The following is a 26401-nucleotide window of genomic DNA, read 5'->3' as shown; positions in this document are numbered from 1 at the left end:
GGCCGCGCCCGGGCCGTCCGTCAGGCCGGATTCACGGCGGCCGCGCCGGGCCCGGGCCCACCGCCCGCCAGCCGGCAGCCCCCGGCCGCGCGTCCGGGCGCGGCAGGCCGCGCGATCGCTGCGAGAATGCCGCCATGCCCGAACTGCCCGAAGTCGAAACCACCCGCCGCGGGCTGCTGCCGCACGTGGCCGGGCGCACCGTCGAGCACGTGCGCCTGCGCCGCGCCGACCTGCGCTGGCCGATCCCGCCCGAGATCGCCGCCCTGCTGCCGGGCCAGCGGATCGAAGCCATCCGCCGGCGCGCCAAATACCTGCTGCTGGACACCGCCGCCGGCAGCGCGCTGCTGCACCTGGGCATGTCCGGCAGCCTGCGGGTGCTGCCCGCCGACACCCCGGTGCGCGCGCACGACCACGTGGACCTCGCCCTCGACTCCGGCCGGGTGCTGCGCTTCAACGACCCGCGCCGGTTCGGCTGCCTGCTGTGGCAGGCGCCGGGCGCGGTGCACCCGCTGCTGGCCGGGCTCGGCCCGGAGCCGCTGGAGGACGGCTTCGACGGCGACTACCTGTTCGCGCGCAGCCGCGGCCGCAGCGCCCCGGTCAAGGCCTTCCTGATGGACCAGGCGGTGGTGGTCGGGGTCGGCAACATCTATGCCACCGAGGCGCTTTTCCTGGCCGGGATCTCGCCCCTGCGCGCGGCCGGCAAGGTCTCGCGCGAGCGCTACGCCGCGCTGGCGCGGGAAGTGAAGGCGATCCTGAGCCACGCGATCGCGCGCGGCGGCACCACCCTGCGCGACTTCCTCCGCCCCGACGGCGCGCCCGGCTACTTCGAGCAGGAGCTGCGCGCCTACGGCCGCGGCGGTGCCCCCTGCCCGCGCTGCGGCCGTCCGCTGCGCCAGGCCGCCATCGGCCAGCGCACCACCGCCTGGTGCGCGCACTGCCAGCGCTGAGCGCCCGACGCGAGCTAGCGCGGCGCGCGCCGGGCGCGGCTCCACTCGCTGCCGCCATTCGCTATAGTGCTGGCATCCCCCGAGCGCACGCCGCGATGACCGAGGCTGGCGAGATCACCCTGTTGCTGGATGCCGCCCACCACGGCGACCGCGCCGCGCTGGACCGGGTGCTGGCCACCCTCTACCAGGAGCTGCACGCGATGGCGCGCCGGCAGCTGGCCGGGCAGCACGGCCACACCCTGGACGCGACCGCGCTGGTGCACGAGGCCTACCTGAAGCTGATCGGGCGCGGCGGCGGCAGCGCCCGCTTCGACGACCGCTCGCACTTCTTCGCCTACGCCGCCTCGGCCATGCGCAGCGTGGTGGTGGACTACGCCCGCCAGCGCCTGGCGCAGAAGCGCGGCGGCGACCTGCATCGGGTCACCGAACTGCCGGAGGAACTGGAAGGCGGCCTGCGCCTGGACGAGGACATGCTCGGGCTGGACGCCGCCCTGACCCGGCTCGCGGCGGTCGACGCGCGCCTGGCGCAGGTGGTGGAGCTGCGCTACTTCGCCGGGCTGTCGGAGCTGGAGATCGCGGCCCTGCTACAGCGCTCGGAGCGCAGCATCCGGCGCGACTGGCAGAAGGCGCGGATGTTCCTGCTCGCTTCGCTGCAGGAGGCGTCCGGCGCCTGACGCGGGTCGGGTCGGGCCGGGCGGCGGCGATGGATCCGGAACGCTGGCAACGCCTCTCCCCGCTGCTCGATGCCCTGCTCGAGCTGGAGCCGGACCAGCGCGCCGAGCACCTGGCCGCGCTGCGGCGCGAGGACCCGGCGCTGGCGCAGGACCTGCAGCGCCTGCTGGAACTGGAGGCCGGCGACCCCGACTTCCTGGCCGAGCCGGTGGCGCCGCCGCCGCTCGGCGCGCAGCCGGGGACGCCGATCGGGCCCTACCGGCTGGAGCGCCTGCTCGGCGAGGGCGGCATGGGCCAGGTCTGGCTGGCGCGGCGCGCCGACGGCCTGTATGCGCGCAAGGTCGCGCTCAAGCTGCTGCGCCCGGGCCTGGCCGATCCGCGCCTGCACCAGCGCTTCGTGCGCGAGCGCGAGATCCTGGCGCGTTTCGCGCATCCCTTCATCGCGCGCCTGCTGGATGCCGGCATCGCCGCCGACGGCCAGCCCTACCTGGCGCTGGAGTACGTCGACGGCAAGCCGATCACCGACTACTGCCGGCAGCGCCAGCTGGACGTGCCGGCGCGCCTGGACCTGTTCCGCCAGGTCTGCGACGCGGTCAGCCACGCGCACGCCAACCTGATCGTGCACCGCGACCTGAAGCCCTCCAACATCCTGGTCACTCCGGCCGGGCAGGTACGCCTGCTCGACTTCGGCATCGCCAAGCTCTTGGACGTGGAAGCGCCCGAGCGCGAGCAGACCCGCACCGGGGTGCGCGCGTTCACCCTGCACTACGCGGCGCCCGAGCAGATCCGCGGCGAACCGGTCACCACCATGACCGACGTATACGCGCTCGGGGTGGTGCTGTACGAGCTGCTGACCGGCAGCAAGCCGTACCGGCTCAAGCGCCAGACCGACGCCGGCTGGGAGGAGGCGATCCTCGACGAGGAGCCGCAGCGGCCCTCGCTCGCGGCGGCGCGCGCGGATCCGGCGGCGACCGCGCCCTACCTGCCGGCGCGGCTGGCGCGGGTGCTCGCCGGCGACCTCGACAACATCGTGCTGCGCGCGCTGGCCAAGCAGCCGCAGCAGCGCTACGGCTCGGTCGAGGCGCTCTCGCACGACCTGCTCAACTTCCTGCGCGGGCGCCCGGTCGCGGCGCGCGGCGAGAGCGTGCGCTACCGCGTGCGCAAGTACCTGCACCGGCACCGCTGGGCATTGGCGATCACCACCCTGGTGCTGGCGGTGATGGCGGTGGCGCTGACGCTGGCCGGCTGGCAGGCCCGCCAGGCGATGCGCGAGGCCGGGCGCGCGCAGGCCATGCAGCGCTTCGTCGCCGACCTGTTCCAGAGCGCCGGCGCCGGCCCGATGGACGCCCCGATCGACCTGCGCCAGCTGCTGGCGCTGGGGATCGCACGCGGGGATGCCAGCCTGGCGCGGCAGCCGCAGGCGCGCGCGGAGCTGTACGGCGTGGTCGCGCGGCTGCGCCTGGGGATCGGCGACTTCCGCGAGGCCGACGCCCTGCTGGCGCAGCAGGCCACGCTGCTGGCCGGCCTGCCGGACGCGCCCATCAGCCTGCGGCTGGAGGCGGCCACCCTGCGCGGCGCGGTGCGCCAGCGCCTGGACGACGGCCGCGCCTGCCTGGCGCAGATGCAGCCGCTGTACGCCCTGGCCGAACGCGAGCAGCAGCAGCTGCCGGCGCAGGTCTCGGCGTTCTACGCCCAGCTGGCGCGCTGCCAGCGCGACGCCGGCCAGCCGGCGCTGGCGCAGACCCTCTATCAGCGCGCGCTGGCGCTGCGCCGCAGCCACGGCGACGACGTCGGCGTCGCCGAGAGCCTGCTCGACCTGGCCGCGCTGCGCGCCGACAGCGGCCGCCCGCGCGAGGCGATCGCCCTGCTGCGCGATGCGCTGGCACAGTTCCGCGCCCGGGTCGGCATGCGCCATCCGCTCGCGATCGACCTGCTGCGCACCCTGTGCACCCTGGACCGCAGTAACGATGACCTCGCCGCCGCCCTGCGCGACTGCAGCGAGGCGGTCGCCCTGGCGCAGGCGCAGCTCGGCGACGGCCACCGCGCCACGATCGACGCCCGCCGCCAGCGCGCCGCGATCTACGTCGATCTTGGCCGCTTCGCCGAGGCCGAGGCCGAATTCCAGGACGCCTATGCCTGGATGCGCGCGCGCCTGCCGGCGGAGCACGTGGACCTGGCGCGGGTGCAGAACAGCCTGGCGATCGTGGCCTGGGAGCGCGGCGAGCTGGGCCGGGCCGAGCAGCTGCAGCGGCAGGCGGTGGCCACCTGGCGCCGGCACGCCAAGCCGCCGCTGTTGGCCTCGGGCCTGTTCAACCTCGCCCTGATCCTGCATGACGCCGGCCGCGACGCGGAGGCGCTGGCGTTGCTGCGCGAGGCCGGCGCCCTGCGCCGCCAGGCATTCGGGCCCACGCACGAACTGGTCGGCGACAACGACCGCCTGGAAGGCGAGGTCCTGGCCGCGCTCGGGCAGGACGCGGCGGCGCTGACGCGGCTGCAGGACGCGGTCCGCCTGACCCGCGCCGGCTTCGGTCCCGCGCATTCCCACACCCGCCGCGCCGAGATCGCGCTGGCGCGGCTGCAGGCACGGCATGGCGACGCGGAGGCGCTGCGCGCGCTGCAGCGGCTGGCCGGCTACCACGGCCACGACCTCGAGCAGCGCAAGGCCGCCTGGCTGGCCACCGCCTATGCCGCCGAGACCGGCTGCGCGCGCCAGCCGTTGGCCGCGCGCGCGCAGCTGGATCTGTTGCTCGGGCAGATGCAGCTGGCGCTGCCGGAAGGCGGCGCGATCGTGCGCGCGGTGGCGCGCGTGCGCGCCGGCTGCACCGGCGCGGCGTGAGCGCTACAGCGGCAGCGGCACCTGCAGCGGTGCGATCGCACCTTCGCCGCGCATCACCTTCTTGAACTCCTTGCGCGACACCGAGACATAGCGCTCGTTGCCGCCGATCTCCACCTGCGGCCCGTCCTGCAGCGCGCGCCCGGCTTCGTCCACGCGCACGGTCATGGTCGCCTTGCTGCCGCTGTGGCAGATGGTCTTGATCTCCTGCAGCTCGTCGGCCCAGGCCAACAGGTACTGGCTGCCCTCGAACAGCTCGCCGCGGAAGTCGGTGCGCAGGCCATAGCACAGCACCGGGATGGCGAGCGCATCCACCACTTCGGACAGTTGCCAGACCTGCGCCCGGGTGAGGAACTGCGCCTCGTCCACCAGCACGCAGTGCAGCGGGCCGTTGTCCGCGATGTCGGCCTCCACCAGGCGCTGCAGGTCGTCGTCGCGGGCGAACGCGCGGCCCTCGGCCTGCAGGCCGATCCGCGAGGCCACCGTGCCGCTGCCGGCGCGGGTGTCCAGCCGCGGGGTGAGGATCAGCACCCGCATGCCGCGCTCGCGGTAGTTGTACGCGCTCTGCAGCAGGGTGGTGGTCTTCCCCGCGTTCATCGCGGAGTAGTAGAAGTAGAGCTTCGCCATGCACGGATTCTAGCGGCGCACAAGGCTGGCGGGCGCCGCGCCCGGCCGGGACAATACGCGCGATGTCCCGCGATCCCCTCCACGGCTTGAATCCGCCGCAGCGCGCCGCGGTCCTGCACGTCGAGGGCCCGCTGCTGGTGCTGGCCGGCGCCGGCAGCGGCAAGACCCGGGTGATCGTGGAGAAGATCGCGCACCTGGTGCAGAGCGGGCGCTACCCGGCGCGGCGGATCGCGGCGATCACCTTCACCAACAAGTCCGCGCGCGAGATGCGCGAGCGCGTCGGCAAGCGCCTGCAGGGCGACACCGCGCAGGCGCTGACCGTCAGTACCTTCCACGCGCTGGGGCTGAAGATCGTGCAGACCGAGCACGCCAGGCTGGGCCTGCGCCGCGGCTTCTCGATCTTCGACGCCGACGATGCCGCCGCGCAGGTCAAGGACCTGCTGCCGCCCGGCAGCAAGCCCGACGCGGTGGCGGCGATGCAGCAGCTGATCAGCCGCGCCAAGAACGCCGGGCTGTCGCCGGAACAGGCGGCGGAGGCCGCGCGCAGCCCCCGCGAGCGCGAGGCGGCGGCGCTGTACGCGCGCTATCAGCAGCGGCTGGCCGCGTTCAACGCGGTGGATTTCGACGACCTGATCCGGCTACCGGTGCAGCTGCTGGAAACCGACGAAGACGCACGGATGGGCTGGCGCGAGCGCATCGGCTACCTGCTGGTGGACGAGGCGCAGGACACCAACGACGCGCAGTACCGGCTGCTGAAGGCGATCGCCGGCGCGGCCGGGCAGTTCACCTGCGTGGGCGACGACGACCAGAGCATCTACGCCTGGCGCGGCGCCAACCCGGACAACCTGCTGGCGCTGGGCCGCGACTATCCGGCGCTGAAGATCATCAAGCTGGAGCAGAACTACCGCTGCTCCAAGCGCGTGCTGCGCGCCGCCAACGCGCTGATCGCGCACAACCCGCACGAACATCCCAAGACGCTGTGGAGCGAGGCCGCCGACGGCGAGCGCATCCGCGTGTGGGAATGCCGCGATGCCGCGCACGAGGCCGAGAAGGTGGCGGCCGAGATCCAGTTCATCGCCAGGCAGCAGGCCGCCGCCGACGGCAGCCTGCCGTGGGGCGAGTTCTGCGTCCTGTTCCGCGGCAACCACCAGAGCCGCGCGCTGGAGAAGGCGCTGCAGCTGCTGCGCATCCCCTACCACCTCAGCGGCGGCACCGCCTTCCTCGACCGCGGCGAAGTGAAGGATGCGCTGGCCTGGCTGCGCCTGCTGGCCAACCCCGACGACGATGCCGCCTTCCTGCGCGCGGTGCAGTCGCCCAACCGCGGCGTCGGCGCCGGCACCCTGGCGAAACTGGGCGAGTTGGCCCACCAGAAGCACCTGCCGCTGGCGCGCGCGGCCGAGTCGCTGGCGGTGGCGCAGCAGCTGCCGGCACGCGCGGCCAACGCGCTGCAGGGGTTTTCGGCGATCGTGCAGGGCCTGCGCGCGGACGCCCGCACGCTGCCGCCGGCCGAGCTGGTGCGCAAGCTCAACGAGCGCTCCGGCCTGCTCGCCGCGCTGCGCGCCACCTGCAAGGACGAGGCCCAGTTCCAGGCGCGCCGGCGCAACCTCGACGAGCTGGCCGACTGGTTCGACGGACCCAGGACCTCCGGCCCCGGCGAGCTGGCCGCGGCGCTGGCGCTGCTGTCGCACGCCGACAAGGGCGAGGCCGGCAACCAGGTGCGGCTGATGTCGCTGCACGCCTCCAAGGGCCTCGAGTTCCGCTTCGTGTTCATCGTCGGGCTGGAGGACGGCACCCTGCCGCACGAGGCCAGCCTCGAGGAAGGCCGGATCGAGGAGGAACGGCGGCTGTTCTACGTCGGCATCACCCGCGCCAAACAGCGGCTGTGGCTGTCGTATGCGAAGGAGGCGCAGCGCTGGGGCGACCGGGTGCGGCTGTCGCCCAGCCGCTTCCTCGACGAGCTGCCCGCCGCCGACCTCCAGCGCGACGGCGCCGACCCCGAGGCCGAGGCCGCGCAGCGCGCCGAGCGCCGCCGCGCCAGCTTCGCCAACATCCAGGCCCTGCTGGCGGACTGACACTGCGCTGCCCGCCCGCGGGAGTAGACTCCGCACTCCCCCGCCCGGCTTCGCCCGCATGCGCCCATCCCTGCCTGTCGCCCTGCTCGCCCTGGCCCTCGGCCTGTCCGCCTGCCGCTCTACCCCGCCGGCCGCACCGCCCCCGCCGCCTCCGCCGGCCACGGCCGTGGTCGCGCCCGACGACAACCTCAACGCCGTGCTGTGGATGCAGCGGTCGGCCGAATACCGCGCGGTGGCCGAGACGGTGTACCGCGCCGCCAGCGACCGCCTCGCCGCCGCGCTGGCGGATCCGTCCTGGGACGCCCTGGTGCCGGCCGAGCGCGATCGTCCGGCCGCCGGGCTGCCGCCGGCGGTGATCGTGGACGTGGACGAGACCGTGCTCGACAACTCGCCCTACCAGGCGCGCCTGGTGCGCAACGGCGGCGAGTACGACGAGGCCAGCTGGCGCGCGTGGGCGGAGGAGCGCCGCGCGCGCGCGGTGCCCGGCGCGCTCGCCTTCGCGCAGGCCGCGGCCGCGCGCGGGATCACCGTGCTGTACATCTCCAACCGCGCGGTCGCGCTCGACCGCGCCACCCTCGACAACCTGCGCGCGCTCGGCTTCCCGGTGCACGACGACGGCGCCTTCATGGGGCTGGGCACGCAGGTGCCGGGCTGCCAGTCGCAGGGCAGCGACAAGACCTGCCGGCGGCGCTGGGCCAGCCGCCACTACCGGATCCTGGTGCAGGTCGGCGACCAACTGGTGGACTTCGTGCAGGTGCCGGACAACACTCCGGCCGCGCGCGACGCCATCGAGCGCCGCTACCGCGACTGGTTCGGCGAGCGCTGGTTCGCCCTGCCCAATCCCAGCTACGGCGGCTGGGAGGCGGCGGTGTTCGACAACGCCTGGCGCCTGCCGCGCGAGCAGCGCCGGCAGGCCAAGCGCGACGCGCTGGATACTGCTAATTGAATCATCCACTTGCAAGCGATTTCTTCAGGTATTGCCTGAGCAAGGCGGCGGCGCTAGGCTGACCCCCGCCACAACCGCTGTCCGCCGGCCTCGCGCCGGCTTGAAGGAGGCCCCGGGCCTCCTTTTTTGTCGCCGCAGATCACCGCGCGCCCCCCATTCCGTGACCGCGCGCGCTTGCGGCCGCCGGCAGCGGCCCGGACACTGCGCGCATGCCCGCCGCCGCCGCGCCCGCATGCGTCTGACCCGCCGCCGGAGCCCCCCGGCGCTGCTCCTGCTGCTGGCCGTGCTGGCGCTGCTGGCGGGCTGCGCGCGCTCGCCGCAGGCCGCGGACGATGGCCGCGCCGGCGCCAATGTGCGCGCGGACACCCCGACCCATGCCGTCCTGCGCCTGCGCGACCGCCTGCTCGCGCACGACGCGCCGGGCTTCGCCCGCGCCGCGCTGCCGCCGGCCCTGCACGCGCAGGTGGCGGCCGCCTGGCGCGAGGGCCGCAGCCGCTGGCCGCTGGACGAACTGCCGCTGGACGCCAAGCTACCGGCGCTGCTGGCCACGCTGCAGGCGCCGGGCGCGGAAACCGACCTGCTGGCCGGCTTCCGCCGCCAGTTCGCCGGCGCCGACCGCGACATCGACCAGGCGGTGCGCACCCTGGTGGTGTTCGCCGGCGAATACGTGCAGGCCCAGGCCGACACCCCGCCGCACGAACGCGAGCACACCCTGCAGGTGCTGGCCGCACTGGGCGACTGGGCCTTGGCCGCGCCGCTGGCGGACCCGGGACGCGCGCGCCGCTTCCTCGATGCGCTCGCCGCGGCCGCGCGCCGCAGCGGCATCCCCGCCGCGCGCGGCCAGGCCGCATTCGCCGACCTGGGCATGCAGGCCAGCCTGCAGCGGCTGTCGCCGTTCCTGGCCACGCTGATGGCCCAGCTGCGCACGCAGTACGGGCTGGATCTGGACGCCAGCCTGCGCGGCCTGCGCGTGCAGCTGCTGGAGCAGACCGGCGACCAGGCGCGGGTGCGCCTGCGCTATCGGCTCGGCACACACGAGATCGACGCGGTGGTGCCGATGGTGCGCCTCGACGGCGAATGGTACGTAGCCGACTATGTGCGCCGCGCGCGCGCCAGCCTCGATGGCGCCGGCGGCGGGCGGGTGGCTTCGCCATAATGACGCGGATGCCGACCCGACCCGACCCCCCGCTGCAGCCCGGCCTGTTCGACCCGCCCGCATCGGGCACCGACGCGCCGCAGGCACCGGACTCCGCGCCGCTGCCGCTGCCGGAGTTCCTGGCCGCGCCGCCTGCGGCCGCCACGCCGGCGGCGGCGCGCACGCCGCGCCGGCGCCCGTTGTGGGCGCGCCTGCTCGGGCGCCTGCTCGACCCGTGGCTGGCGATCACCCTCGAGCCGGACAACCCGCGCGCCTACGACGACGGCCGCCGGGTCTGCTACGTGCTCGAGGACTACGGCCTGTCGAACGCGCTGATCCTGGACCGCGCCTGCCGCGAGGCCGGGCTGCCGCCGCCGCTGCAGCCGATCCCGGGCGACCCGCTCGGGCGCCGGCGCGCCTACGTCGCGCTCTCGCGCCGGCACGGCAACGCCCTGCGCGCGCTGGGGCTGGTGCCCGGGCCCGAGCACCGCACCCACTCCGGCTCGCTGGCGCGCCTGCTGCAGGCGCACCGCGACGACCCGACGCTGGACGTCGCGCTGGTGCCGGTGTCGATCTTCGTCGGGCAGTCGCCGACCCGCAGCAGCGGCTGGTTCAGCGTGCTGTTCTCGGAGAACTGGACCCTGGTCGGGCGCTTCCGCCGGCTGATGGCGATCCTGCTCAACGGCCGCGACACCCTGGTCCAGTTCGCGCCGCCGGTGTCGCTGCGCGCGATCGTGGCCGAGGGCCTGGAGCCGGAGCGCACCGTGCGCAAGCTCTCGCGCGTGCTGCGCACCCACTTCCGGCGCGTGCGCGAGGTGGTGGTCGGGCCCGACCTGTCCACCCGCCGCATGCTGGTGGACAAGGTGCTGGCCGCGCCGGCGGTGCGCGAGGCGATCGCCGACCAGGCGCGGCGCGACCGCTCCGACTACGACACCGCCTGGCAGAAGGCGCATGCCTACGCCTACGAGATCGCAGCCGACTACTCGCACCCGGTGGTGCGCTCGGCCAGCTTCCTGCTGACCCCGGTGTGGAACCGGATCTACCGCGGGGTGCTGGTCCACCACCTGGACCGCTTCAAGCAGCAGGCGCCGGGGCACGAGGTGGTGTACACGCCCAGCCACCGCAGCCACATGGACTACCTGCTGCTGAGCTACCTGCTGTACACCCATGGCATCGTGCCGCCGCACATCTTCGCCGGGATCAACCTCAACCTGCCGGTGGTCGGCACCCTGCTGCGCAAGGGCGGCGCGTTCTTCGCCCGCCGCAGCTTCAAGGGCAACGCGCTGTATTCGGCGGTGTTCCGCGAGTACATGGCACAGCTGGTGGCCGGCGGCTATTCGATCGAGTACTTCATCGAGGGCGGGCGTTCGCGCACCGGCCGCCTGCTGCCACCCAAGGGCGGCTCGCTGGCGATGACGGTGCGCGCCTACCTGCGCCAGCCGACCCGCCCGGTGCTGTTCCAGCCGGTCTACATCGGCTACGAGAAGCTGATGGAGGGGCGCAGCTACCTCGAGGAGCTGTCCGGCAAGCCGAAGGAGAAGGAATCCATCTGGCAGCTGCTGACCGGCATCCCGCGCGTGCTGCGCAGCAACTACGGCCAGGTGGTGGTCAATTTCGGCGAGCCGATCCGGCTCGACGCCCTCCTGCACGAGGTGCTCGCCCGGCATGCGACCGCGTGGGACGGCCGCCCGCTGGCGGAGGACGACAAGCCGGCCTGGCTCGCGGATACCATCGACGCGCTGGCGCAGCGCATCCAGGTCAACATCAACCGCGCCGCCGACGTCAACCCGATCAACCTGCTCGCGCTGGCGATGCTCTCGACCCCGCGCCACGCGATGGGCGAGGCCGACCTCTTGGCGCAGATCGCGCTGGCCAAGACCCTGCTGGCGGAGGTGCCCTACTCCGACCGGGTCACCGTGACCCCGCACACCCCGGAGCAGATCGTCGCCCATGGCGAGGAGATCGGCATCCTGCAGCGCACCGCGCACCCGCTGGGCGACGTGCTGGCGGTGGACGACGAGCAGGCGGTGCTGCTGTCCTACTTCCGCAACAACGTGCTGCACCTGTTCACCGCCTCGGCCTGGATCGCGGTGTGCTTCCTCAACAACCGGCGCATGAGCCATGCCGTGCTGCAGCGGCTGGGGCGCACCCTGTACCCGTTCCTGCAGGCGGAGCTGTTCCTGCCGTGGGACGAGGACGGCTTCGCCGAGCGGATCGACCGCGTGCTGGCGGTGTACCTGCGCGAGGGCCTGCTGCAGCGGGTCGGCGACGACGACGGCGGCATCTACCAGCGCAGCTCCGGGCAGAGCGACGAGGTGTTCCGCCTGCGCGCGCTCGGGCACGCCCTGCAGCAGGCGTTCGAGCGCTACTACATCGCTATCTCGGTGCTGGTGAAGAACGGCAGCGGCACCCTCACCGCGGCCGAGCTGGAGCGGCTGTGCCAGCTGGCGGCGCAGCGGCTGGCGCTGCTGTACGCCAACGTCGCCCCGGAGTTCTTCGACAAGGCGCTGTTCCGCGGCTTCATCCAGAAGCTGCGCGAGCTCAAGCTGGTGTGGACCGACGAGGAGGGCCGGCTGGCGTTCGACGCGCGCCTGCACGGCTGGGCCAAGGACGCGCGCATCGTGCTCGGCCGCGAACTGCGCCACACCATCGAGAAGATCAGCCCGGAGACCACCGCCCCCGCCGACGCCGGCGCGGGCGACGCAGCGGCCGCCGACGGCGCGCGCGGCTAGGCCGGCTCGTCCGGGATCAGCGCGTTCTCGATCCAGGCGATCTGGTCCTTCAGCAGCAGCTTGCGCTTCTTCAGGCGGCGGATCGCCAGCTCGTCGGCGCGCGGGTCGGCCTGCAGGCGGGCGATCGCCGCGTCCAGGTCGCGGTGCTCCTCGCGCAGCGCCACGAGGCGCCGCGTCAGGCGCGACTGTTCGGCGGGATCGAGGGGACGCTCCACGCCGGGAGGATAGCGCGGGCCGGCGGCGGGCGGCGGGTAGAATGCGCAGGCCATGTCCCGTTCGTCCCCGACCGTCCCGCCCGCGGCCGCCGCCGCGGCCGATCCCGCCGCGCTGCGCCGCAAGCGCGAGGCCGACAAGCTGGCCAAGCGCCTGCGCCACCAGGTGGGCAGGGCCATCGCCGACTTCGGCATGATCGAGGACGGCGACAGGGTCATGGTCTGCCTGTCCGGCGGCAAGGACAGCTACACCCTGCTGGACGTGCTGCTGCAGTTGCAGAAGAAGGCGCCGGTCGAGTTCAGCATCACCGCGGTCAACCTCGACCAGAAGCAGCCCGGCTTCCCGGAACACGTGCTGCCGGACTACCTGCGCGCGATCGGGGTCGATTTCCACATCCTCGAGCAGGACACCTATTCGGTGGTCAGCCGCGTCATCCCCGAGGGGAAGACGATGTGCTCGCTGTGCTCGCGCCTGCGCCGCGGCGCGCTGTACACGCACGCCGCGCAGCACGGGTTCACCAAGATCGCGCTGGGCCACCATCGCGACGACATGGTCAACACCTTCTTCCTCAACCTGTTTTTCCACGCGAAGTTGAGCGGCATGCCGCCCAAGCTGCTCAGCGACGACGGCAAGCACGTGGTGATCCGGCCGCTGGCCTACGTGCGCGAGGACGACATCGCCGCCTACGCCGAGGCCAAGGGCTTCCCGATCATCCCCTGCAACCTGTGCGGCTCGCAGGAGCACCTGCAGCGCAAGCAAGTGAAGAAGATGTTGGCGCAGTGGGAGCAGGAGACGCCCGGCCGGATCGAGACCATCGCCCGCGCGCTGGGCGACATCCGCCCGTCGCAACTGGCCGACCCCAAGCTATTCGATTTCCTCGCGCTGGGCCGGCGCAGCGACGCCCCGCCGCCCGACGCCCACGCCTGGCTAGCCGGCGCGCCGGCCGCGCCCGAACCGGTGGCGATGGCGCTGCACCCGGTGCGCAACCACGACGGGCTGGACATCTTGAAGTCCTGATCCCGCGCCGCGTTTCCCGCATTTCCGCCCGGCCGCCGTCCCTCCGTTGGCGACGGCCCTTGCACAGGATTCCCGATGTTCTTCCGCAACCTCACCCTGTTCCGCTTCCCGTCCTCGCTCGACCTGTCCGACCTCGAGGCGCAGCTGGCCGAATGCGCGCTCAAGCCGGTCGGCCCGCTGGAGCTGTCCTCGCGCGGCTTCGTCGCACCCATGGGCCAGCACCACGACGGCTTGCTGCACCTGTGCGACGGCGCGCGCTGGCTGACCGTGGGCGGCGAGGACAAGCTGCTGCCCGGCGCGGTGGTCAACGACCTCTTGCAGAAGAAGCTGGCCGCGATCGAGGAGAAGGAAGGCCGCAAGCCCGGCGGCCGCACCCGCAAGCGGATCAAGGACGAACTGGTGACCGAGCTCTTGCCGCGCGCGTTCGTGCGCCCGGTGCGCACCGACGCGCTGGTGGACGCCACGCTCGGCGTGATCGCGATCGACACCTCCTCGCGCAAGTCGGCCGAGGCGGTGGTGTCGGAAGTACGCCGCGCGCTGGGCAGCTTCCCGGCGCTGCCGCTGAACGCGGAAGTGGCGCCGCGCGCCATCCTCACCGGCTGGCTGGCCGGCGATGCGCTGCCCGACGGCCTCGCCCTGGGCGATGAGTGCGAGCTGCGCGACCCGGCCGATTCCGGCGCGGTGGTCAAGATCCAGCGCATGGAGCTGTCGGGCGAGGAAATCGCCAAGCACCTCGAGGCCGGCAAGCAGTGCACGCGGCTGGCGCTGGTGCTGGACGACCACGTCAGCTGCGTGATCGGCGAGGACCTGATCGTGCGCAAGTTCAAGCTGCTGGACGGCGCGGTGGACGCGCTGGAATCCAGCGAGCACGACGACCTGGTGGCCGAGTTGCAGGCCCGCTTCGCGCTGATGACCGGCGAGTTCCGCCGCCTGTTCCCGGTGCTGGAGCAGGCGTTCCGGCTCAGTAAGGCGGGATAACTAAACCCGAACGTTAGAATTATTTTTTACCTCATATGCAATCAAATAAAATCTGAATATTTGATTGCAAAGACGATCGACAATATTGATCGGCAACTCAAATTGCACTTGTCTGTCATTGAATTTCACTGCAATGTGATTTTCCCGCATCAGAAAATACAACCCATCGTGGCAAAGCGCATTTCTAATCCGCTGAGGGAGAGTATCCTCTCCTTTCTTCGTACAGCCAGATCGGTATAGTTTTTTATACAATTCAAGCAAAGAGCCCTCGGGCGCAGAATCCAGGCCTCGCTCCAATATGTCGCTCCTCATATAAACGAGAGCCACATAAAGCTTTAGCAGGACAACGCTTCTCAGCTTAATAGCCGGAATCGCACTGGGAGGGATAGCAACTCCTCCCGCAAAAATTACATCATCTAGACTAGAAAGTCTTTTTATTGCGCCATACGCGGAAAAGGCAAAGCTGAACTTTTCTTGATCTATCTCGAAATTCATTTTCATCATTTCATTTCTGAGCGCACCATCGTCCGCCCTTTCAATTTCAGAAAGAATAGATTCAATGTTGATTTCCATGTAAAGAACCCCCATGCCAGAGAAGTTATCGTCTCCACACCCCTTAGATACACTAGGGTATCAGTTGAGATCAAGAGAAGTACCGCCCGCCACCCGGCGCGAGACGGTCGCGCTGGCGCTGGCCGACGGCCGCGAGGTCGCGGTGCTGCGGGTGCGCGATCCGCGCGCGCGCCGGCTGCGGCTGAGCGTCAGCGAGCGCGGCGCGCGCCTGACCGTGCCGCCCGGCACCAGCCTCGCCGCCGGCGAGCGCTTCCTGCACCAGCACCGCGACTGGCTGGACGCGCAGCTGCAGGCGCACGCCGCCGACGCGCAGGCGCCGCTGCTGCGCGGGCAGACCGCCTGCCTGCCGCTGCGCGGGCAGGAGATCCCGCTGCGCTGGGCCGAGGGCCGCGCCGCGCGCCTGCAGGCGGACGCCGAGGGCCTGGTGTTCGCCGCGCCTGTGCGCGCCGGGGAGGCCGCGCTGCGGCGCGTGCTGCGTGATTTCTACGAGGCGCAGGCGCGCGCCGATGTCGGCCGCTGGCTGCCGGCCTACCTGCCGGGGTTGCCGCGCGCGCCGCGCCGGATCGTATTCAAGCGCACCACCTCGCTGTGGGGCTCGCTGGCCGCGGACGGCACCCTGGCGCTGGACCTGGCGCTGGTGCTGGCGCCGCCGGCGGCGTTCGAATACGTGCTGGTGCACGAACTCTGCCACCTGCTGCATGCCGACCATTCGCCGCGCTTCTGGCAGGCGGTGGAACAGCGCTTCCCCGGCTGGCGCGCGCAGCGCGAGGTGCTGCGCGCGGACGGCCGCCGGCTGAAGGCGCGGCTGCGCGCGTTGCTGGCCGGGTGAGACGCTGGCCGGTCGCGGCCGCCACCCGCGTAGCAGGACACAACAGGACCTCCCGGAACCCTCCGCATGCCGTCGATCCGCCGGCTGCTGGCCACCGGCGGCACCGTGGCCATGCTGCTGGCCGCCGGCTGCCGCAATGCGCAGGAACCCGCCACCGGGCTCGCGGCGGCGACGCTGCCGGCCGTTCCGGCACCGGCACTGCCCATGGCTGCGGTGCAGGCACCGGCGGCGCCCGCCGCGGACACGACCGGGGTGCCGATCCCGGCGGACTTTCCGGCCGACGTCTACCTGCCGCCGCAGCGCGCAGTGGACGGCGCGCTGGCGACGGCGGAAGCCCGCCAGCTGCAGCTGGCCACCCGCACCCCGCCGGCACGCCTGGCCGGGGAGATCGAACGCGCGATGCAGGCCGCCGGCTGGACCCGCGAGATGGCGGTGCAGTCCGGCCAGGGCAGCCTGCTGCTGTACCGCAAGCAGCAGCGGCAGGCGGTGTACCAGTTCGGGCCGGCGGCCGACGGCCTGACCCGGCTGGCGGTGCGCACCGGCCGCGACGGCTGAGCGGGCGCGGCATGCGGTAGATTGGCGGCGTTTCCCCGATCGCCCGCCGTGATGGCTACCTCCGATGTGTCCGCCACTTGGGCGGACTACCACGCCCGCCGCCGCCTGTTCTGGGCCAGCGTCTGGCTCGGGCCATGGCTGGCGCTGGGGATCGGCGCGCTCTGGCTGGTCGAGCGCCACGGCCTGCACGGGCTGCTATGGCCGCTGCTGGCCTGGCTGGCGCTGGTGGCCTGGACCGGGGCGCGCTGGCAGGCCAGCCGCTGCCCGCGCTGCGGGCACCGCTTCTTCCATGCGCGCCCGTTCCTGCTCGCCCTGCGTGCGCCGCGCTGCGCGCACTGCGCGCTGCCCAAGGACTGAACGGCCGGGCGGTCAATCCTGGCCGCGCAGGAATCCGCCGATCGCCGCGGCCACCGCCGCCGGCTGCTGGATGTGCAGGTGGTGGCCGCCGGGCAGCACGACCAGTTCGCCCGCCGGCAGCAGGGCCGCGCGCCGGCGCCGCAGCGGATCGGGCAGGTAGGGCTGGGCCGGATCGGCGTACACCACCCGGGTCGGGCAGGCGATCCCGGCCACCAGCGCCTCCACCTGCGGCTCGGTCAGGCGGCTGAAGCTGGGCAGGGTCAGGCGCGGATCGCTGCTCCAGACATAGCCACCGGGGACTGCGCGCAGGCCGCGCTCGACCAGCGGCCGCAACTCCTGTGCGCTCAGCCCGCTGCCGGGGACGCGGCTGGTCAGCTGGCGCGCGCGCACTGCGGCCTCCACGTCGGGGAATACCCGCAGCTGCTTGCCGGCCAGCGCCCGCTGCGCCGCCAGCGCCTCGCGCATGCGCGGCACGGTGCGCTCCGGCGGTTCCGACAGCGCGCCCAGCGCCTCGATCGCAACCAGCCGAGTGACTCGCTCCGGGCATGCCGCCGCCAGCAGGCTGGCCAGTCCGGCGCCCATCGAATGCCCGAGCAGGGCGAAGCGCTCCCAGCCCAGCGCGTCGGCGGCATCCAGCACCGCCGCCAGCGCCACCATCGGCGTGTACTCCGCGCCCTCCGGCAGGTGCGCGCTATGGCCGTGGCCGGGCAGGTCGAGCGCGACCAGCTCGACCTCGGGCAGGTGCGCGGCCAGCGGCACGAAGCTGGCGGCATTGTCCAGCCAGCCGTGCAGGGCCAGCACCCGCGGCGCGCCGCCCGGCACCTCCCAGTGCAGCGCGGCCAGCGGGCCGAGCGCCGCCTCGATCACGATCTCGCGCATCAGACCCAGCCCTCCTCGCCGCGGGCCAGGGCCGCGAGCACGTCGGCATGCGCCGGCGCCGCGTTCAGGCAGGGGATGTAGCGCAGCGCCTCGCCGCCCGCGGCGCGGAAGGCCACCGCGTTCTCCACCGCGATCTCCTCCAGCGTCTCCAGGCAGTCCACCGCGAACCCGGGGCAGGCCACGTCGACCCGGCGCACGCCCGCCCGCGCCAGCGCCTCCAGGGTCGGCTGGGTATAGGGTTCGAGCCAGGCCTCGCGGCCGAAGCGCGACTGGAAGGTCAGCAGCACCTCCTCGCGCGCCAGCCCGAGCGCGGCGGCGATCGCGGCGGTGCTGGCCTCGCACTGGCGCGCGTAGGGGTCGCCGGCGTCCACCAGCCGCCGCGGAATGCCGTGGAACGACAGCAGCAGGCGCTCCCCGCGCCCGTGCAGCTGCCAGTGCGCGCGGATGCTGTCGGCGATCGCCGCGACCCAGCCCGGGTCGAGGTGGTAGTCGCGCAGCCGCTGCACCTGCAGGCCCGTGTCGGCGACGGCCGCGGCCACCGCATCCTCCACGCTGGCGGTGGTGGTGGTCGAGTACTGCGGGTACAGCGGCAGCACCCGCACCCGGCGCACGCCCTGCGCCTGCAGCTCGGCCAGCACCGCGGGCACCGACGGCTCGCCGTAGCGCATCGCGTGGCGCACCTGCCAGCCGGGCAGGCGCTGCCCGACCGCGCCGGCCAAGGCGGCGGTGTGCACGGCCAGCGGCGAGCCGCCCTCCATCCAGATCTGCGCGTACTTGCGCGCCACCTTCGGGCTGCGCAGCGGCAGGATCACGAAATGCAGCAGCGGGCACCACAGCCAGCGGGTCAGCTGCACCACCCGGTGGTCGTGCAGGAACTGCGACAGGTAGCGGCGCACCGCCGGTGCGGTGGGCGCCGCCGGGGTGCCGAGGTTGACCAGCACCAGGGCCTGCGGTGCGTCGTGGGACATGCGTCGTTCTCCTTGGGGAACCCGGTTCGCGGCCGGGATCCGCGCCTGCCGCGGGCGGCACACGCGGCGGGCCTGCGTAGCATCGCATGCCACGTACGGCGCCCGGCGTCGGGGCGATTCATGCGCGTGTCATCCGCGCGCGGCGAGCATGCAGGCTCCCCCGATCCGCCCAGGAGCCCGTGATGCCCGCCACGCCGCGCCCGCTGCTGCCCGCCGCCCTCGCCCTGCTGCTCGCGCTCGGCCCGGCCCTCGCCGGCGAACGCGAGGACGCGCGCGCCGGCGAGGCGCTGCGGGTGATCGAGCAGCTGCAGGCGATCCCGGAGGCGGCGATCCCGGACCGCCTACTCGACGAGGCGCGCGCGATCGTGGTGGTCCCGGACACCCTCAAGGCCGGCTTCCTGTTCGGCGGCCGCCGCGGCCTGGGCCTGATGGCGGTGCGCGGCGCCGACGGCGCCTGGTCGAACCCGGTGTTCGTCAAGCTCGCCGGCGCCAGCTTCGGCCTGCAGGCCGGGATCCAGTCGGCCGACGTGGTGCTGGTGTTCCGCGACACCCGCAGCCTGGAGTCGCTGGTCAATGGCAAGCTCACCCTGGGCGCGGACGCCGGGATCGCGGCCGGCCCGGTCGGGCGCAACGCCGCCGCCGCCACCGACGGCCAGCTCAAGGCCGAGATCTGGTCGTGGTCGCGTGCGCGCGGGCTGTTCGCCGGGATCGCGCTCGACGGCGCGGTGCTGTCGATCGACAGCGGTGCCAACCGCAGCGCCTACGGCCCGGCGGTGACCCCGCGCATGGTGTTCGAAGGACGCCTGCCGCAGCCGCCGTCGGCGGCCATCGTGCGCGTGCGCGACGCCCTCGAGGAGGCCACCGCCGCCGCCCGCCAGAGCCGCGGCAGCCCGACGCCCGCCGCCCCCGCGCCGCCCGCCGCGGAGCCGGGCGCGGCGCAGGTGCAGCCGCTGGACACCCACAATCCGGTGACTCCGGCCCCGCTGCCCGACCACCGACGCTGAGCGGCCCGGCCCGACGCCGGGCTTGGGCGTAGAATCCTTTCCTCCACACACGCAGGAACCCGACCATGGGTGGCTTCAGCATCTGGCACTGGCTGATCGTGCTGGCGATCGTGCTGCTGGTGTTCGGCACCAAGCGCCTCACCTCCGGTGCACGCGACCTCGGCAAGGCGGTCAACGAGTTCAAGAAGGGCATGGCCGGCGAGGACGACAAGCCGGCCGCGCGCCTGCCCGACGATAGCGCGGCCGGCAAGGCCGAGCAGCGCGACCGCGACGACGTCGCCCGCTGATCCGCGCGGACAGCGCCGATGTTCGACCTGTCCTTCGGCGAGCTGCTGGTGATCGCGCTGGTCGCGCTGGTGGTGCTCGGTCCCGAGCGCCTGCCGAAGGCCGCGCGCATGGCCGGCCTGTGGGCGCGCAAGGCGCGCGCGCACTGGCACGCCGTCAAGGACGAACTGGAGCGCGAGCTGGCCGCCGAGGAGCTCAAGCGCAGCCTGCAGGACGGCCGGCGCGCCTTCAGCGAGGCCGAGCAGGCCCTGCGCGAGGCCGGCGAGCAGGCCGCGCAGCGCCTGCAACCACCGACAGCGGATACCGCGAGTGCGCCGCCGCCGACCCCGGCGCTGGGCCGCGGGCTGGGGCGCGCCTACGACGACCCGGACGACGCCGCGGCGGAGCCACCCACCCCTGCGGATTCGTCTCCGCCCGCCTCCGTCCCCCTTTCGCCGGCCGCGACCTCCGCGCCGCCGCCCGCGGCCGTGCCCGCGCACGAGGCCCGCGATGGCTGACGCCCTCGACGATGCCGAGCGCCCGCTGATCGCGCACCTGCTGGAGCTGCGCGCGCGCCTGCTGCGCGGCTTCGCCGGCCTCGGCCTGGTGCTGCTGGCGCTGCTGCCGTTCGCCAACCGCCTGTACGGCTGGCTGGCGCAGCCGCTGCTGGAGAAGCTGCCGGCCGGCGGGCGCCTGATCGCGACCCAGGTCGCCTCGCCGTTCTTCGCGCCGATGAAGCTCGCGTTCTTCGCCGCGCTCATGCTCAGCATGCCGTGGCTGCTGTACCAGGCCTGGGCGTTCGTGGCGCCCGGGCTGTACCGGCGCGAGAAGAAGCTGGCGCTGCCGCTGCTGGCCTCGGCGCTGGCGCTGTTCTACGCCGGCTGCGCGTTCGCCTACTACCTGGTGCTGCCGATGGTGTTCGGGTTCCTGACCCGGATCACCCCGGAGGGCGTGGCGATGATGACCGACATCGGCGCCTACCTCGACTTCGTGCTGGTGATGTTCCTCGCCTTCGGGCTGGCGTTCGAGCTGCCGGTGGCGCTGGTGATCCTGGCCCTGCTCGGCTGGGTCACCCCGGCGCAGCTGCGCGAGGTGCGCGGCTATGCGGTGGTCGGCATCTTCATCGTGGCCGCGATCGTGACCCCGCCGGACGTGGTCAGCCAGCTGCTGCTGGCGATCCCGATGGTGCTGCTGTACGAGGCCGGCATCCTCGCCGCCGCGCTGGTCGCGCCGAAACCGGGACAGGATGACCGCGCCATCGGCTGAACTGCGCGTGGCCGGGTTCTGGGCGCGCGCCGCGGCGTGGTCGCTGGATGCCGCCGTGCTGCTGCCGCTGGCACTGCTGCTCGGCGGGCCGCTGCTGGCGCCGGCCTGGCAGGCGGCGCAGGCCGCCTGGGCGGCATTGCCGGCGACGCTCGGGCAGAGGCTGGCCGCCGGCGTGGACGCGGGCGTGGCCGATCCCCTGGCCCTGGCGATCCAGCTGGCGCGCGATCCTGCCCTGGCGGCGCAGATCGGCGCCCTGTCCGCGGCCCTGACCCGGCTGCTGCTGGTGCCGGTGCTGGCCTATGCCGGCCTGGCGCTGGCCTGGGCCGAATGGTTCGAGCGCGGCCCGCGGCAGGCCACCCCCGGCATGCGCCTGCTCGGCCTGCGGGTGGTCGCCGCCGACGGCCGCGCGCCGGATGGCGCGCGCGTGCTGCGGCGGCACCTCGCCGCCGGGCTGTCCTGGCTCAGCCTCAACCTCGGGCATGCGCTGGCCGCGCTGCCGCCCGAGCACCTGGCCCTGCACGACCGCCTCAGCGGCACCCGGGTGGTCTGGCGCGCCGGCGCCGGGCCGCACCTGCCGGGCTGGGCGCGCGCCTGGCTGCTGCTGCAGGCGCTGCTGGCGCTGGCCGTGCCGCTGTGGCTGCTGGCGCGCCTGCAGGCGACGCTGCAAGCCGCGCTCGGCGACGCGCTCGGCGGTTGATTTCAGAGCGCGATCCGCGCGTCCTGCGCGGGCGCAGCCGGCGCGTCCGCGCCGCAGATGTCGCGCCACATGTAGTACATCACCCCGAACATCACCACCACGAGGGCGACCACGAACGCCAGGTACACCGGCAGCGCCACCAGCGCCACCAGCCAGCCGCCGACCAGCTTGGACAGCAGCACGGCCAGCGCGACCACCAGCGCCATCACCAGCGCCAGCACCAGCGCCGCCGCGATCGCCAGCAGGAACAGCAGCAGCAGCGCGGGCAGGTTGCGCAGGGTGCCCTGCACCCCGTCGGCCAGCGCGCGCGGCCAGTCGCGCCCGGCCAGCGCGATCTGGCCGAAGCCGAGCGACTGCACGCCGTAGGCGAACAGGGTGACCACCCAGATCGCCACCATCGCCAAGCCAAACCCGGCCGGCGGCGCGGCCGCGGGCGCCGCGCCTGGGCCGGCCTGCAGCATCTGCAGATACCAGTTGCCGAATTCCGGGGCGAGTCCGGCGATCAGCAACGCCAGCAGCAGGTTCTGCGCCAGCACCAGCACCAGCATGAACACCACCGCGTTCACCGCCACCCGGCGCTCGCCGAGCACCGCGAACACCGCGCTGGCGCCGACCGGGCGCCCGCGCTCGACCGCATCCAGCAGGTGCAGGTAGCCGGCGATCAGGATCGCCATCAGCGCGGTCATCGCCAGCATCACCCCGCTCGACACCAGCCCCGCGACCACGCCGTTGCCCTGCGCGACGAACCCGGCGCCGGCCGACAGCAGCACGCTGGCCAGCGCCAGCGCCAGCATCGCCAGCAGCAGCAACAGTGCACCGCCGAACACCGCCTTCGGGTTGTCGCGCCCCAGGTTCACCGCGCGGCGCAGCCAGCCCCAACTGGCGGCGGCACCCACCGACCGCGTCGTCGTCATCGTCCGTCCTCGTCTTGTCCGTCCGCGCCGCGCGCGGAGCACCGGTGCCAAGGATAGCCGAGCGCCGCTCAGCGCGCGGGATGCGGCGCGCGCGCATGGCGCACGAACCGGCGCAGCACCCGGCGCGCGTGCGGCGCGGCGGTGACCGCACGCGCCAGCCGCCGCCCGCACTGGCCCTCGCGCGCGAGCACGTCGTGGCGGGCGCGGATGTAACCGCGCATGTGGGTGGCGGAGAACTCCGGGTGGAACTGCACGCCCCACACCCGCTCGCCCCAGCGGTAGGCGTGGCAGGCGTCGTGCGGGTTGCGCGCGAGCACGGTCGCGCCCGGCGGCGGGCGCAGCACGCTCTGCACGTGGGTGGCCTGCGCCGGGAACCGCGGCGGCAACCCGGCGAACAGCGGATCGGCCTGCGCCGGTTCCGCCAGTTCCACGCACACCGTGCCCATCTCGCGCCCGCGCGGGTTGTCGCCGACCTCGCCGCCGAGCGCGTGCGCGATCAGCTGGTGGCCGTAGCAGATGCCCAGCAGCGGCAACCCGGCGTGCGCGGCCTCTGCCAGCCAGACCGCGCTGGCCTCGCTCCACGGCAGGCGCTCGGTGACCATCGCCGCCGAGCCGGTCACGATCACCCCGGCAAAGCCCGCCCGCCGCGGCAGCGGGTCGCCGCGCTGCACGTCCACCACCACCGCATCATCCGCCTCCAGTCCCGCCGCGACCCGGATCCAATGCGCGAAGCTGCCATGCCGGCGCATGTGCGCCACCGGCTGGCCGGTCTGCAGGATCAAGAATGGCGGGGTCATCGCGCGGCGCACGGGCTCGGGGCGGGAACGGCCCGCCTATACTAGCGGCCGTTTCCGCCGCGCCCACGCCCGATGCCGAGCCCACTCACTTTCCAGGACCTCATCGCCCGCCTGAACGCCTACTGGGCCGGGCAGGGCTGCGTGCTGATCCAGCCGCTGGACCTCGAGGTCGGCGCCGGCACCTTCCACCCGGCCACCTTCCTGCGCGCGCTCGGCCCGGAGCCGTGGAACGCCGCCTACGTGCAGCCCAGCCGCCGCCCCACCGACGGCCGCTACGGCGAGAACCCCAACCGCCTGCAGCGCTACTACCAGTACCAGGTGGTGATGAAGCCCAGCCCCGACGACATCGTCGAGCGCTATTTCGACTCGCTCAAGGCGCTCGGCATCGACCCGCTGGTGCACGACCTGCGGCTGGTCGAGGACAACTGGGAAAGCCCGACCCTCGGCGCCTGGGGCCTGGGCTGGGAAGTGTGGCTGAACGGCATGGAGGTGACCCAGTTCACCTACTTCCAGCAGGCCGGCGGGCTGGAATGCCGCCCGGTGCTGGGCGAGATCACCTACGGCCTCGAGCGGTTGTGCATGTATCTGCAGGACTGCGACAACGTGTACGACCTGGTGTGGACTTATGGCCCCGACGGGCTGCCGGTCACCTACGGCGACGTGTACCACCAGAACGAGGTGGAGCAGAGCGCCTACAACTTCGAGCATGCCGACGTGGCCGAGCTGTTCCACCGCTTCGATGCCTGCGAGAAGGAGGCGATGGCGCTGGTCGAAGCCGGGCTGCCGCTGCCCGCCTACGAGCAGGTGACCAAGGCCAGCCACAGCTTCAACCTGCTGGACGCGCGCCGCGCGATCTCGGTGACCGAGCGCCAACGCTACATCCTGCGCGTGCGCAGCCTGGCGCGCGCGGTCGCCGAGCGCTATTACGCGCAACGTGAGAAGCTGGGTTTCCCCGGGGTCAAAGGGGCGGATCAACGCGCTCGGTTGGCGCTGTCCGCGCCGGGAGCCCCGGCATGAACAGCAAATCCCTGCTGCTCGAACTGGGCACCGAGGAACTGCCGGTGAAGGCGCTGCCGGCGCTGGCCGAGGCGTTCGCGGCGGGGATCGCCGGCGGCCTTGCCCGGCGCGGCATCGCCCACGGCACGGCGCGCGCGCTGCATTCCCCGCGCCGGCTGGCGGTGCACGTGGCCGCGGTCGCGCCGCAGCAGCCGGCGCAGCAGATCGAACTGCTGGGCCCCTACCTCAACGTGGCGCTGGACGCGCAGGGCGCGCCGACCCGTGCGCTGGAGGGCTTCGCGGCCAAGGCCGGGGTGGCGTGGACGTCGCTGGAACGCGTGCGCGACGCCAAGGGCGAGCGCTTCGCCTACCGCGCGCAGCAGCCCGGCGCGGCCACCGTGGACCTGCTGCAGGCGGTGCTGGACGAGGCGCTGGCGGCGCTGCCGATCCCCAAGCCGATGCGCTGGGGCGCGCATGCCTACGCGTTCGCGCGCCCGGTGCACTGGCTGGTCGCGCTGTACGGCGAGGCGGTGGTGCCGCTGCGCGCCTTCGGCCTCGAGGCCGGACGCGCCAGCCGCGGCCACCGCTTCCACCACCCCCAAGCGGTCGTGATCGCGCAGGCCGATGCCTATGTCGCCGCGCTGGAAGCGGCGCAGGTGCTGGTCGACCCGCACGCGCGCCAGGCGCGGATCGTGGCCGAGGTCGAGGCCGCGGCGCGCGCGGCCGGCGGCGAGGCGCGCATCACCGAGGACAACCTGACCCAGGTGCTGTGCCTGACCGAATGGCCGGTCGCGGTCGCCTGCACGTTCGAACCGGCCTTCCTGCAGGTACCGCAGGAGGCGCTGGTCGCGACCATGGAGGCGAACCAGAAGTTCTTCCCGGTGCTGGACGCGCAGGGCCGGCTGACCGCGCACTTCATCGGCATCGCCAACATCGCCTCGCGCGACCCGGGCGAGATCCGGCGCGGCTACGAGCGCGTGATCCGGCCGCGCTTCGCGGATGCCAAGTTCTTCTTCGACGAGGACTTGAAGCAGGGCCTGGCCGCGATGGGCGCGGGCCTGGCGAGCGTCACCTACCAGGCCAAGCTCGGCAGCCTGGCCGACAAGGTGGCGCGGGTCGCCGCGCTGGCCGAGACGATCGCCGCGCAGGTCGGCGCCGATCCGGCGCAGGCGCGGCGCGCGGCGCAGCTGGCCAAGAACGACCTGCAGAGCCGCCTGGTCGGCGAGTTCCCGGAGCTGCAGGGCATCGCCGGACGCTACTACGCGCAGCGCGCGGGCGAGGCGGACGCCGTGGCGCTGGCGATCGACGAGGCCTACCGCCCGCGCTTCGCCGGCGACGACATCGCGGCTTCACCGCTGGGCAAGGTGCTGGCGATCGCCGAGCGCCTGGACACCCTGGCCGGCGGCTTCGCCGCGGGCCTCAAGCCCACCGGCAACAAGGACCCGTTCGCCCTGCGCCGCGCGGCGCTGGGGCTGGCGCGCACCCTGATCGAGAGCGGGCTCGACCTCGACCTGCCGGCGCTGCTGGCGCAGGCGAACACGGCGCTGGCCGCGACCGGCGTGCAGGCGGACGCAGCCGAGCTCTATGACTTCATCCTCGAGCGCCTGCGCGGCTACTACGCCGAGCGCGGGGTGCCGGCGGCCCATTTCAACGCGGTCGCGGAGCGTCGCCCCGCCTCGCTGTACGACCTCGACCGCCGCCTCGACGCGATCGGCGTGTTCGCGCAATTGCCGGAGGCGGCGGCGCTGGCCGCCGCCAACAAGCGCATCGGCAACATTCTGCGCAAGGCCGACATCGCGATCCCGGCCGCGGAGGACCCGGCGCTGCTGGTCGAACCGGCCGAGCGCGCGCTGGCCGAGGCGGTGGAAGCCGCGCTCGGTGCCTGCGCGCAGGCGCTGGCCGCGCGCGACTACGTGGCCGCGTTGACCCGGCTGGCGGCCCTGCGGCCGCAGGTGGACGCCTTCTTCGACGCGGTGATGGTCAATGCCGACGACCCGGCCCTGCGCGCCAACCGCCTGGCCCTGCTGCAGCGGCTGGCGCAGGCGCTCGGCGGCGTCGCCGCGATCGAGCAGCTGTCGGCCTGACCCTTCGGCTCGCCGCCTGTCGCAGGCGCCGGGTATGCTCCCCGGC

Annotated in this window: 26 protein-coding genes; 19 read left to right on the top strand and 7 right to left on the bottom strand. The window is 73.4% G+C overall.

The window, feature by feature from the left end; translation table 11 throughout:
* The first annotated feature begins 134 nt into the window (after nt 1-134).
* The 3 genes from mutM (at nt 135) to ML340_RS03030 (ending at nt 4455) form a co-directional block, all read left to right on the top strand.
* Nucleotides 135-947 (top strand): bifunctional DNA-formamidopyrimidine glycosylase/DNA-(apurinic or apyrimidinic site) lyase, encoded by an 813-nt coding sequence (mutM, locus tag ML340_RS03040; RefSeq protein ID WP_240096535.1) that lies wholly within the window; start codon nt 135-137, stop codon nt 945-947.
* A gap of 95 nt (nt 948-1042) precedes the next feature.
* Entirely contained in the window at nt 1043-1621 is a 579-nt protein-coding gene (locus tag ML340_RS03035) for an ECF-type sigma factor (protein WP_240096533.1), read from the top strand.
* Between the two features lie 29 nt (nt 1622-1650).
* A complete protein-coding gene (locus ML340_RS03030; protein ID WP_240096532.1) occupies nt 1651-4455 on the top strand; it encodes a serine/threonine-protein kinase in 2805 nt (934 codons plus the stop codon).
* A gap of 3 nt (nt 4456-4458) precedes the next feature.
* Here ML340_RS03030 and ML340_RS03025 read toward each other — a convergent pair whose 3' ends face one another.
* On the bottom strand, nt 4459-5079 hold the full coding sequence (locus ML340_RS03025) for a thymidine kinase (RefSeq protein WP_240096530.1): 621 nt from the start codon (nt 5077-5079) through the stop codon (nt 4459-4461).
* A gap of 62 nt (nt 5080-5141) precedes the next feature.
* On the opposite strand from ML340_RS03025, the gene ML340_RS03020 reads away from it, so the two are divergent.
* The 4 genes from ML340_RS03020 to plsB all read left to right on the top strand — a co-directional run bounded on the left by ML340_RS03020 (nt 5142) and on the right by plsB (nt 11964).
* Nucleotides 5142-7151, top strand: a complete 2010-nt coding sequence (locus tag ML340_RS03020) for a UvrD-helicase domain-containing protein (RefSeq protein ID WP_240096528.1) — start codon at nt 5142-5144, stop codon at nt 7149-7151.
* Nucleotides 7152-7209: 58 nt separating this feature from the next.
* Nucleotides 7210-8097: a 5'-nucleotidase, lipoprotein e(P4) family gene (locus ML340_RS03015; protein ID WP_240096526.1), complete on the top strand. Its 888-nt coding sequence runs from the start codon at nt 7210-7212 to the stop codon at nt 8095-8097.
* A 232-nt stretch (nt 8098-8329) separates the two neighbouring features.
* Nucleotides 8330-9253, top strand: a complete 924-nt coding sequence (locus ML340_RS03010) for a hypothetical protein (RefSeq protein WP_240096524.1) — start codon at nt 8330-8332, stop codon at nt 9251-9253.
* Nucleotides 9253-11964: a glycerol-3-phosphate 1-O-acyltransferase PlsB gene (plsB, locus tag ML340_RS03005; protein WP_425608260.1), complete on the top strand. Its 2712-nt coding sequence runs from the start codon at nt 9253-9255 to the stop codon at nt 11962-11964. The genes ML340_RS03010 and plsB overlap by 1 nt, the downstream gene beginning before the upstream one ends.
* Here the strand turns inward: plsB and ML340_RS03000 are convergent.
* Nucleotides 11961-12179: a YdcH family protein gene (locus ML340_RS03000; protein WP_425608259.1), complete on the bottom strand. Its 219-nt coding sequence runs from the start codon at nt 12177-12179 to the stop codon at nt 11961-11963. The two genes, plsB and ML340_RS03000, sit on opposite strands and share 4 nt — an antisense overlap.
* Nucleotides 12180-12231: 52 nt before the next feature.
* Between ML340_RS03000 and ttcA the strand changes: the two genes are divergently transcribed.
* Together ttcA and ML340_RS02990 are read left to right on the top strand one after the other, a co-directional pair.
* Nucleotides 12232-13194, top strand: a complete 963-nt coding sequence (ttcA, locus tag ML340_RS02995) for a tRNA 2-thiocytidine(32) synthetase TtcA (RefSeq protein ID WP_240096523.1) — start codon at nt 12232-12234, stop codon at nt 13192-13194.
* Between the two features lie 75 nt (nt 13195-13269).
* Nucleotides 13270-14172, top strand: a complete 903-nt coding sequence (locus ML340_RS02990; protein WP_240096521.1) for a recombination-associated protein RdgC — start codon at nt 13270-13272, stop codon at nt 14170-14172.
* On the opposite strand, the gene ML340_RS02985 is transcribed toward ML340_RS02990, so the two are convergent.
* Nucleotides 14173-14760 carry a hypothetical protein gene (locus tag ML340_RS02985; protein WP_240096519.1) on the bottom strand — a complete coding sequence of 196 codons (588 nt, stop codon included), beginning with the start codon at nt 14758-14760 and terminating at the stop codon, nt 14173-14175.
* On the opposite strand from ML340_RS02985, the gene ML340_RS02980 reads away from it, so the two are divergent.
* The 3 genes from ML340_RS02980 (at nt 14759) to ML340_RS02970 (ending at nt 16486) form a co-directional block, all read left to right on the top strand.
* Entirely contained in the window at nt 14759-15574 is an 816-nt protein-coding gene (locus ML340_RS02980) for a M48 family metallopeptidase (RefSeq protein ID WP_240096517.1), read from the top strand. The genes ML340_RS02985 and ML340_RS02980 overlap by 2 nt on opposite strands.
* A 66-nt stretch (nt 15575-15640) precedes the next feature.
* Complete coding sequence (locus ML340_RS02975; RefSeq protein ID WP_240096515.1) at nt 15641-16129, top strand: hypothetical protein; 489 nt, start codon at nt 15641-15643, stop codon at nt 16127-16129.
* 51 nt (nt 16130-16180) lie between these two features.
* A complete protein-coding gene (locus ML340_RS02970; RefSeq protein ID WP_240096514.1) occupies nt 16181-16486 on the top strand; it encodes a hypothetical protein in 306 nt (101 codons plus the stop codon).
* Nucleotides 16487-16498: 12 nt separating this feature from the next.
* Here the strand turns inward: ML340_RS02970 and ML340_RS02965 are convergent, their stop codons facing one another.
* Together ML340_RS02965 and hemH are read right to left on the bottom strand one after the other, a co-directional pair.
* Nucleotides 16499-17365, bottom strand: a complete 867-nt coding sequence (locus ML340_RS02965) for an alpha/beta fold hydrolase (RefSeq protein WP_240096512.1) — start codon at nt 17363-17365, stop codon at nt 16499-16501.
* Entirely contained in the window at nt 17365-18333 is a 969-nt protein-coding gene (gene hemH, locus ML340_RS02960) for a ferrochelatase (protein ID WP_240096510.1), read from the bottom strand. Before hemH ends, ML340_RS02965 begins: the two co-directional genes overlap by 1 nt.
* Before the next feature lie 182 nt (nt 18334-18515).
* Here hemH and ML340_RS02955 point away from each other — a divergent pair, with 182 nt between their 5' ends.
* The 5 genes from ML340_RS02955 (at nt 18516) to ML340_RS02935 (ending at nt 21564) form a co-directional block, all read left to right on the top strand.
* Complete coding sequence (locus ML340_RS02955; RefSeq protein WP_240096508.1) at nt 18516-19337, top strand: lipid-binding SYLF domain-containing protein; 822 nt, start codon at nt 18516-18518, stop codon at nt 19335-19337.
* 65 nt (nt 19338-19402) lie between these two features.
* On the top strand, nt 19403-19624 hold the full coding sequence (locus ML340_RS02950) for a Sec-independent protein translocase subunit TatA (RefSeq protein ID WP_240096506.1): 222 nt from the start codon (nt 19403-19405) through the stop codon (nt 19622-19624).
* A gap of 18 nt (nt 19625-19642) precedes the next feature.
* Nucleotides 19643-20119, top strand: coding sequence for a Sec-independent protein translocase protein TatB (gene tatB / locus ML340_RS02945; protein WP_240096504.1), 477 nt, complete (start codon nt 19643-19645; stop codon nt 20117-20119).
* On the top strand, nt 20112-20867 hold the full coding sequence (tatC, locus tag ML340_RS02940; RefSeq protein ID WP_240096502.1) for a twin-arginine translocase subunit TatC: 756 nt from the start codon (nt 20112-20114) through the stop codon (nt 20865-20867). The genes tatB and tatC overlap by 8 nt, the downstream gene beginning before the upstream one ends.
* Complete coding sequence (locus ML340_RS02935) at nt 20848-21564, top strand: RDD family protein (RefSeq protein WP_240096500.1); 717 nt, start codon at nt 20848-20850, stop codon at nt 21562-21564. The genes tatC and ML340_RS02935 overlap by 20 nt, the downstream gene beginning before the upstream one ends.
* A 2-nt stretch (nt 21565-21566) precedes the next feature.
* On the opposite strand, the gene ML340_RS02930 is transcribed toward ML340_RS02935, so the two are convergent.
* Together ML340_RS02930 and ML340_RS02925 are read right to left on the bottom strand one after the other, a co-directional pair.
* Nucleotides 21567-22478 (bottom strand): hypothetical protein, encoded by a 912-nt coding sequence (locus tag ML340_RS02930; RefSeq protein ID WP_240096498.1) that lies wholly within the window; start codon nt 22476-22478, stop codon nt 21567-21569.
* A 68-nt stretch (nt 22479-22546) separates the two neighbouring features.
* Nucleotides 22547-23275: a glutamine amidotransferase gene (locus ML340_RS02925; RefSeq protein ID WP_240096496.1), complete on the bottom strand. Its 729-nt coding sequence runs from the start codon at nt 23273-23275 to the stop codon at nt 22547-22549.
* 72 nt (nt 23276-23347) lie between these two features.
* On the opposite strand from ML340_RS02925, the gene glyQ reads away from it, so the two are divergent.
* Nucleotides 23348-24292, top strand: coding sequence for a glycine--tRNA ligase subunit alpha (gene glyQ, locus ML340_RS02920; protein ID WP_240096494.1), 945 nt, complete (start codon nt 23348-23350; stop codon nt 24290-24292).
* Complete coding sequence (gene glyS, locus ML340_RS02915; RefSeq protein ID WP_240096492.1) at nt 24289-26355, top strand: glycine--tRNA ligase subunit beta; 2067 nt, start codon at nt 24289-24291, stop codon at nt 26353-26355. Before glyQ ends, glyS begins: the two co-directional genes overlap by 4 nt.
* The last annotated feature ends 46 nt before the right edge of the window (nt 26356-26401 follow it).

The organism is Thermomonas flagellata, from assembly GCF_022419185.1.
In the GTDB taxonomy this organism is placed as follows: domain Bacteria; phylum Pseudomonadota; class Gammaproteobacteria; order Xanthomonadales; family Xanthomonadaceae; genus Thermomonas; species Thermomonas flagellata.
Note: the sequence above shows the minus strand (reverse complement) of the source record. Positions and strands in the feature narration are given on the sequence as shown.